This window comes from Bacillus songklensis (assembly GCF_042649685.1).
GTDB lineage: Bacteria > Bacillota > Bacilli > Bacillales > Bacillaceae_H > Bacillus_BA > Bacillus_BA songklensis.
Window position 1 is genome coordinate 204,442 of the sequence record NZ_JBHRZT010000073.1, and the last position, 7,778, is coordinate 212,219.

General features: G+C 37.2%; 8 protein-coding genes. 4 read left to right on the forward strand and 4 right to left on the reverse strand.

Annotated elements, in window-relative coordinates; genetic code table 11:
* Positions 1-122: 122 nt before the first annotated feature.
* Positions 123-1,478 carry a trypsin-like peptidase domain-containing protein gene (locus ACFOU2_RS24190; protein WP_377918890.1) on the reverse strand — a complete coding sequence of 452 codons (1,356 nt, stop codon included), beginning with the start codon at positions 1,476-1,478 and terminating at the stop codon, positions 123-125.
* Positions 1,479-1,851: 373 nt separating this feature from the next.
* On the opposite strand from ACFOU2_RS24190, the gene ACFOU2_RS24195 reads away from it, so the two are divergent.
* Complete coding sequence (locus ACFOU2_RS24195) at positions 1,852-3,057, forward strand: efflux RND transporter periplasmic adaptor subunit (RefSeq protein ID WP_377918891.1); 1,206 nt, start codon at positions 1,852-1,854, stop codon at positions 3,055-3,057.
* 50 nt (positions 3,058-3,107) lie between these two features.
* On the forward strand, positions 3,108-3,572 hold the full coding sequence (locus ACFOU2_RS24200) for a hypothetical protein (protein WP_377918892.1): 465 nt from the start codon (positions 3,108-3,110) through the stop codon (positions 3,570-3,572).
* 200 nt (positions 3,573-3,772) lie between these two features.
* Here ACFOU2_RS24200 and ACFOU2_RS24205 read toward each other — a convergent pair whose 3' ends face one another.
* Complete coding sequence (locus ACFOU2_RS24205; protein WP_377918893.1) at positions 3,773-4,357, reverse strand: hypothetical protein; 585 nt, start codon at positions 4,355-4,357, stop codon at positions 3,773-3,775.
* Between the two features lie 443 nt (positions 4,358-4,800).
* Between ACFOU2_RS24205 and ACFOU2_RS24210 the strand changes: the two genes are divergently transcribed.
* Both ACFOU2_RS24210 and ACFOU2_RS24215 read left to right on the forward strand, forming a co-directional pair.
* Positions 4,801-5,148, forward strand: a complete 348-nt coding sequence (locus ACFOU2_RS24210; RefSeq protein WP_377918894.1) for a PadR family transcriptional regulator — start codon at positions 4,801-4,803, stop codon at positions 5,146-5,148.
* Positions 5,135-6,133: an HAAS signaling domain-containing protein gene (locus ACFOU2_RS24215; RefSeq protein ID WP_377918895.1), complete on the forward strand. Its 999-nt coding sequence runs from the start codon at positions 5,135-5,137 to the stop codon at positions 6,131-6,133. Before ACFOU2_RS24210 ends, ACFOU2_RS24215 begins: the two co-directional genes overlap by 14 nt.
* Before the next feature lie 405 nt (positions 6,134-6,538).
* Here ACFOU2_RS24215 and ACFOU2_RS24220 read toward each other — a convergent pair whose 3' ends face one another.
* On the reverse strand, positions 6,539-7,225 hold the full coding sequence (locus ACFOU2_RS24220; protein WP_377918896.1) for a DUF3888 domain-containing protein: 687 nt from the start codon (positions 7,223-7,225) through the stop codon (positions 6,539-6,541).
* 283 nt (positions 7,226-7,508) lie between these two features.
* Positions 7,509-7,778, reverse strand: a 270-nt coding sequence (locus ACFOU2_RS24225) for a hypothetical protein (protein ID WP_377918897.1), incomplete at its 5' end; no start/stop codon positions are given.

A 7,778-nucleotide genomic window follows, 5' to 3' on the forward strand; every position in this document is an offset into this window, starting at 1 on the left:
TGCAAAAGAAGAAGAAGGAGAGCAGACCACTTAAAAAAGTGGTCTGCTCTCTTTTTGTGATTTTGATGGATTTTTGGAAGGAGAAATACACGCCCAAGTCAATGCCTGAACTTTACGGAATCCTAGTATTCCCCATCACTATTCATTTCTTCCGTGTACCCGCTATTCATCTCTTCATCGTATGATTCACCCTCGTTGTCCGGCATGCCATCATCAGAGGGTTCGCTTTCATCGGCTGGTATGCTGTCCTCATAGGATTCGCTTTCGTCGACTGGTATACTATCATCAGAGGGCTCGCTTTCATCGACTGGTATACTCTCATCAGAAGGTTCGCTCTCGTCATACGGTACGCTGTCATCAGAGGACTCGCTTTCATCATACGGTATGCCACTATCATATGATTCACTATCATCATACATGTCGCCTTCATCATCGGAAGGGGCTTCTTCTTCGCTTTCCGGCTCCTCATACCATTCGGAAGGAATGTCGTAATACTCGTTTGCTTCGTCATCGCTGCTTTCGCCGCCGTCGAAGTACCATTCATCGTCTGACCATAAATCTTCATAATAATAGTCGCCGTTTTCATTATAAAAGAGTGCATCAATTTCCTCTTCGGTCAATGGCTGTTTGCTCCAACCTTGAATAAGCCCATTCACATCCATCATCGGAATGCTGAATCCGACAGCGTCCTGTCCGATTAATTTGGCTGAGTTAATGGCGATTACTTTTCCGGTCGCTTTTGAAACAAGAGGCCCGCCGCTGCTTCCGGGAGCGATGGGAGCGGACATTTGATAAATGTTTTCGTATGAACGGTTTCCGATGAAAAAGCTGCGGTCAATACCTGTTATGTAACCGAATGCCGCTGTATTTTCCAATCCCATTGGACTGCCAAGGGCAATGACTTCTTCTCCCATTACCGCTTTTTTGTCTGTTTCGAGCGGAAGAGGGCTTTCGCCTTTTAAATCGGGTACCCGGATTAAGGCCACATCGATTGTGTTCGAATAGCCGATAATTTTCCCTTCATGTGCAACGCCGTTTTTATCCTTAACAGATACATTGTAATAGCCTTCCACCACATGGGCGTTTGTGACAATATCTCCTTTATGATTCATTAAAAAGGCAGACCCCTGGCCTGATTCGGTAAAAATCGTATAAACCCCTTTTTGCACCTCCGCAATGATTTCGGTCAGTTCTTTTTTTGTATCTTTCGGGAGAGTGTTTGTTGAAACGGCAGATGCCTGTACAGGTTTTGGTCCTTGCTTTTCTTCTTTTTTCTCCGCTTTTACAGGGGCAACGGCTGTTTTGGTGCTCGCTTGCTGATCTTGCTGGCTGAAAAAATAATAAAGAGTGCCGCTAAAGATTAAAATGCTGATCGCTGTTAAGATAAGAAGAAATAAAATTTTTTTTCGCTTTTTTCCGCAATGAGGACAGTACCTCACTTTCTCCGCTAATTTTTCACCACACGTAGGGCAATACAATATAATCAATCCTTTCCAAATTCATAAGACTATTTTACTAGTAGGGTAGGTGCCTGTCACTATACGAAATTTGTCGAAATGAGGATGGGTAAAAATAAAGAGAGAGAAAGATGCTTTTCATTCTATATTCGCTTTCTAATTGGGATAATTGCGTTATTGCCTATTTTCTTCTTGTTGTTTTGGTGTATGTTGCTGCTTCTCTCAAAAGGATCCATCAAAATGGTCCACAATCAATCTTGGTTAAAAAGACACATATAAAAAAGTTCCTGTCCTAAGTTAGATTTCTATTAAACTTATTTATTGGATGGATTATACTAGGGTAGTATGGAACTTTTATAAAGATATGACAAATTAATTGAAGAGGTGCTGTAAGATGGAAGAACAACAAGCGCAGACTGTAAGTGAAAAGCGCTTTAGTAAGAAGTGGACCGTTATGGTGGTGGTTGCCTCGTTTATTATCGCAGCAGCTGGCGGTGTGATGGCTGCAAAAATAACGAGTCACGATGACTTACAGTTTGTGAATATTGAGAAGCCCAAGCCGAACGAGAAGAACACGCTTGGGGGTAAGGTTGCGGCAAGTGACACGAAGACATTCTATCTTGATCCATCTAAAGGGAATATTCAAACGGTGTTTGTAAAAGAAGGACAAGCTGTTAAAAAGGGAGAAAAGTTATTTGAGTATGAACATGAAAATCTAGAGGGTCAGTTAAAGAAAAATGCCATGGAGCAAAGAATGGCGCAATTAAGCAGTGAACAAGCGCAGAAAGCAATCGATTCCCTCCAAGAAGAAATGGACACCTTGGAAGGGGAGGAAGCACTTGATACAGACATGAAAATGGTGGTGCTTAGCCAAGAGGTGGCAGAGCAAGAAAGTAAGAAACAAATCGCTGATTTACAGTTGGAGAAAGCGAAACTTGAACAAGAATCATTGGAAAAACAAAAACAAAACTTGACCATTTATAGCAGTATGGACGGTACTGTCGGGCGGATAGATTTTGGAGATGCAGAAGCTGGACAAGATAAAAAAGACGAGTCAGCTTCTAAAAATGAGAGACCCATTATGACCATTTATTCAAATGGACCTTATCAAATCCAGGGTACATTGACAGAACTACAAAAAAATGAAATTCAATCCGGATTGCCAATTAAAGTGAAGGCTAAGGCAGTACCCGGCCAAACATGGGATGGTCATATATTAGCTGTAAGTGATTATCCGACTACAGACGATCCTGACAAAGTAAATGGAAATGCGAAACCATCCAAGGCAGCAGTCTCATCTTATGCATTCCGGGCACAGCTTGATCAACATGAGAATCTATTCCCGGGTTACCATGTAACCGTTCATGTAGAACTTCCTTCTGAAATGGAAATCGCCATTCCTCGCAGCAGTGTGATTAAGAAAGGTGATACTACATATGTATATGTAGTAGAGAAAGGAAAGCTTAAAAAACGGGAAATTAGTGTCGAAGTGAAAAATAAGAAAGCATATAGAGTACTTGAAGGTTTAAAACATGGAGATACCATTCTGAAGAACCCTTCTTCTGAAGTCCGATCTGGAATGAAAGTAGAAACAAAATAGTGATAAGGGAATGGGAGATAGCCCCCCGCTTCTTTAAAGAACTTAAGTGAATGATCAAAAAAAAACGATATATTCATTCAAGCTACGATGGCGAACAAGTCTTTCATATTTTAGATTTGGAGAAAAAAGAAGTTGAAGTCTCAAAAACTTTCTTTAACTCAAAACTTATGCAAGCTTTAGAAGTGAAAATTAACAGTAAACTTGCCAACGGCCAACATTATCAGATGCCTTCTAACGCTGAGGATTTCGATGAATTTGCGGAGTATTATGAGGAACAAGACGAAATGTTGAGTAAGGAAGAGTATCTAATGGTTCAATTAGCATTGCTATCTGATAACAGCATTGAAAGGTTCGAAGCTCTCGAAGGAGTGAATGAAAAACCGAAGTATGATTATTTTGGAGAACCAATTGCTTATGGTGAACATGATAGGCAATGGATCGATTATCTTATATCCCAGGGCGATTTTGATGCTGCATATAAGATACACAAAGCTTATATAAAAGAAATTAAATAATAGGTGACCGCTCGCAAAAATAGGGTGTATGTAGCAATGGAGCCAAATCACGCAAAAAATGATTTATCAAGACCTGAATCGTAAAAAATCATAAAAAATAAAGGGTGATACATATTAACATGAATAATATGTATCATCCTTTTACTTCTTGTTCAACCAACGCGCCCGATTGCTGAAAATAGTTAATAGTAAATCATCACCTAAAATTCAAAGGGGAACTTCATTAAAGCCCCCGTTTGTTGAAAAAGTATAAACGCAAATAATTTAAAAATTGGTATCAGTTGATTTATCTGTATTTCTTTTTTTACAACTCTGTAAGCAATCCAAATAACTAAATTACAAATCACTAAATCAATCAAAGCTGGTAAAAACACTGCTACCCCTGAACCATCGCCTGCATATAAACTCCATAGAACTTTAAGTATAGCAATTAAGTTAATGACCAGTATCCCATACTTCCAAGAATGTCTCCAAAATGCATATGCTAAAGCGTACATTGTCAATGGAACCATTGAGGATAACCAAACTTTAATAACATTCCATTCTCCAAATAAATAATCCATTTCCATTGCTAAAAATTCTTCTACTTTCGGGTCTACCGTTGTCGGTTTCGGAAACCAAAACATACTTGTAAATAATGCAATTAATTTAATTATGATGCCTTTAACACTTCTTTTATAAGCAAAATAGCAAAACGGTAATAAAAATATTGGGCGAATATACCAACTTAGGATATTGTGATGCCTTTCAAACGCCCAAGTAAAAAAGTCATTGAGAAAATCCACAGCTAATCACTTCCATATTTAGTTTAGAGTAAAAATCACTATGTTACTTCACCTCAATATCATTATAGTCCCATTACCATATTTTAGGGATGGTTATTAAATTAACCTGCCAAATAGCTACATACGAAAAAGGAGCTGTTGTTAAAACAACTCCTCTTGTTCCACTATGGCGCCCTTTTCTGGAACAATTTTATTGGCATTAAACATCTAATTCTTGATTTTTGGTTTTATTTTCCATAGTGGTCCCTGAAATCCAGAATCGTTTCCGTACCCCTTTAAGACTCCTGCTTCACTGGCTACATTATTAAAATTAATACCTTGCTGCTTTGCTCTAAGGAGAAAATATATGAAAATTCAATTGTTATTGTAACCATAATAGTGTACGATACATAGTATAAACCATATAGTGTATGTCATATAGTATATAAAATTGAGGTGGGTGAATGAGTACTTTACTGAATTCATTAACGACAGAGCTTAGAAGAGGAACGTTGACATTAGCCGTTTTAAGTCAATTACGAACACCACAGTATGGATATTCACTTGTTCAGTTATTGGAGGAATCAGGCATTAACATTGATCAAAGTACCTTATATCCATTGCTTCGCCGTTTAGAAAAACAAGAGTTAGTAACGAGCAGCTGGGATACATCTGAGAGCAGGCCCCGTAAGTATTATGTTTTAAGTGAATACGGTCTGGAAATCTTTTTGCAGTTAAAAAAGGAATGGATTAAAAATTCGAAAGAACTTTATGGTTTATTAAAAGGGGATGAGGAAGATGAATTTGATTGAGGTTTATGTTCAAGAAGTCACTCGTAGGCTGCCTGAAAAAAACCGTGAGGATATAGCACTCGAGCTGCGTTCAACCATTGAGGATACGTTGCCTGATGATTACAGCGAGGAAGATGTTAAGAAGGTCCTTGGAAAATTAGGGCATCCTGCAGCACTAGCGAGCGGTTACCGAGATCAGCCAATGCATCTCATAGGCCCACGCTATTTTGATATATATGTTTCATTATTAAAAATGATTTTACCAATTGCCTCTATGATCGGGCTGATTTCTATGGTTGCCGAATATTTTATTGGTTATAACGGAGAAGAAGCCATTCTAAATGTTGTTCTCACCATTATGGGTCAAGGAATATGGACTATCATCGAAGTGGGGATCCAAGTCTTTTTCTGGTTAACAGTCGTTTTCGCCATTATAGAAAGGACAGATAAAGGAAAAGATCAGCAGCCCTTATCAGCAGGTCTTAAAAAATGGACACCTGATGATTTGAAAAACATCCCTTATATTCCGAAGAAAAAAGCGATTACCAAGTTCGAAGTATTTGGAAGTTTAATGTGGACAGCGATTTGGGCCACCCTTTATTTTTATGCGAATCACCTTATAGGTATATATAAAGGCGGCGGAGATCGACTTGATTTCGTCATTCCAGCTTTAAATCAGGAGGTTTTACTTACTTTTTGGCCAATTGTTCTTGTTGTCATCGCTCTTGATATTACGCTAGCTCTCTATAAATTAACCAAGGGCCAATGGACGAAAAAAATGGCCATCTTCAACACTGCTATCGAGCTTTCCGCAACCATTGTATTCATCGTCATTTTAAGCAATCCAAATTTATTGCACCAAGAATTTGTAACGTATATGTCTGAATTATTTACCACAACAGCCAAGCAATTTGAAACATGGATAATTAGTGGTGTGATGGTCATATTTATTATATATGCGGTAATTAATATCGGCGATGGGTTTCGTAAGGCTAGAATTCGATAAATGATTTTAACGTATTCTTTTAAGGCATTGTTAGTGACCTAATAAGCCAGCTCTTTGACTCATCCGAGTGGTATGTACATTTCCTTTTGATGTCAAAATTCAACAACCATATTTAACATAACCTATAATTTAAAAAGCCAAGAGACGTTTCCTTGGCTTTTTCTATTACTTTTCCTTATCCCAACCAGTTCCAATTAACCACTTTCGATCGGGAATCGTTTTTGCTTTTTCTCTTATCTTATCAACAATTTTAACTCTGTATATATCGATCTCTATATAAAAATATCGGCTTTTATCTGACTTATCTAATTTCCTTTCTTACTCCAGAAAATGGCCCAATTCATAAAAAAAGACGCTGTTCTTATTACAGAAACGCGCCTTTAGTTGAAGAACTACCTTCACATTTCAATGGGTTGCTAATGGTATTTTTCCAATATCTGAAACATCTTTATGTTCGTATTTTATTACTTCAAAACCTGGTATTCGTAAAGTAATTGTATCGAAACCGTAAGGAGGCATTACCGATCTTTCATAAGTAACAATTTGAATTGTTATATCGTATTTATCATCAAATTCATCTCGAACAATATCAACAATCCTTTCCGAATGAAAAAGCCTTGATTTACCATAATACGTTTTTGTTGCATTGAGTATCTTTGTTCCGATAGCCCTCAAAAATGCTTGTTCGAGCATAACTTCACTACCAACCGTAGGAAGTTTCTTCTTCTCAGTTTTAACGATTTTCCAAGCGTTATTTTCTTTTTTTAGTGTATATAACAAATTTAATCCATCTAACTTGACTGCGTGTATATAAGCAATGTTTTCTTTAACATAAATCCTTGGTTCTCTAACCCATGTCCATATATCACCCTGTAATACAGATAAGACTGCCTTACCTAGAGGGGAAACTTGTCCTTTATCATTATAAAAGGGGAATTCTCTGAAGAAGTATATATCTTTAACCCCTTTTAAATTAACATCAAAATAATACTTATTAATAAATTCTTGACTTGGTATTTCTGACTTTGCAAAAACAGCAGTGCTATTTATAAAAAACAGGATACATAAAATTACATAGAGTTTTTTTTTCAATAAGAACCACCTACTATTAATTTTGTAGGTATCTTGCCCAAAAGCTTCTTAAACTAACCTCCCCACAGTTTAACTACAAACCTTCACAATCTCTTCTAACCTTTAACATGGATATCCAATTTTCTTTAAAGGTGTTGTTCAACAAACTGGCCCTAAAATGTAAAATGAGCGCCCATTCCTCAAGAATGGCGCCCTATTATGGAGTATCGTTTTCTTTATGCTGGCTGCACTTTTATTCTTGAAAAATCCCCGTTACTTTAACAAGAAACTGATTATTAAGTGATTATCTATATCTCCTTGAATATATAAATTCTGTTATCGGAAGTGTTACAAATGTAAGACCTACAACAATTAGCAAAGGGAAATTCTCAATATCGTTCAAATTAGATACCCCTTCCGAGATGAACAAAACTAAACCTGATAATATCATTAAAGCAAAGTAACTTATCTTTACACTTTGTCTTGTAACATGTTCACCTAATTCATCTTTATCATTAGCCCCTTCATGATTACCCCAAGTAAGTGAATTAAAAAAGTAGGCTAAGGCGAGAAA

Bases quoted from the DNA above. Each gene is read 5' to 3' on its own strand.
- ACFOU2_RS24195 (WP_377918891.1), top strand. From the start codon at position 1,852: ATGGAAGAACAACAAGCGCAGACTGTAAGTGAAAAGCGCTTTAGTAAG.
- ACFOU2_RS24200 (WP_377918892.1), top strand. From the start codon at position 3,108: ATGATCAAAAAAAAACGATATATTCATTCAAGCTACGATGGCGAACAA.
- ACFOU2_RS24210 (WP_377918894.1), top strand. From the start codon at position 4,801: ATGAGTACTTTACTGAATTCATTAACGACAGAGCTTAGAAGAGGAACG.
- ACFOU2_RS24215 (WP_377918895.1), top strand. From the start codon at position 5,135: ATGAATTTGATTGAGGTTTATGTTCAAGAAGTCACTCGTAGGCTGCCT.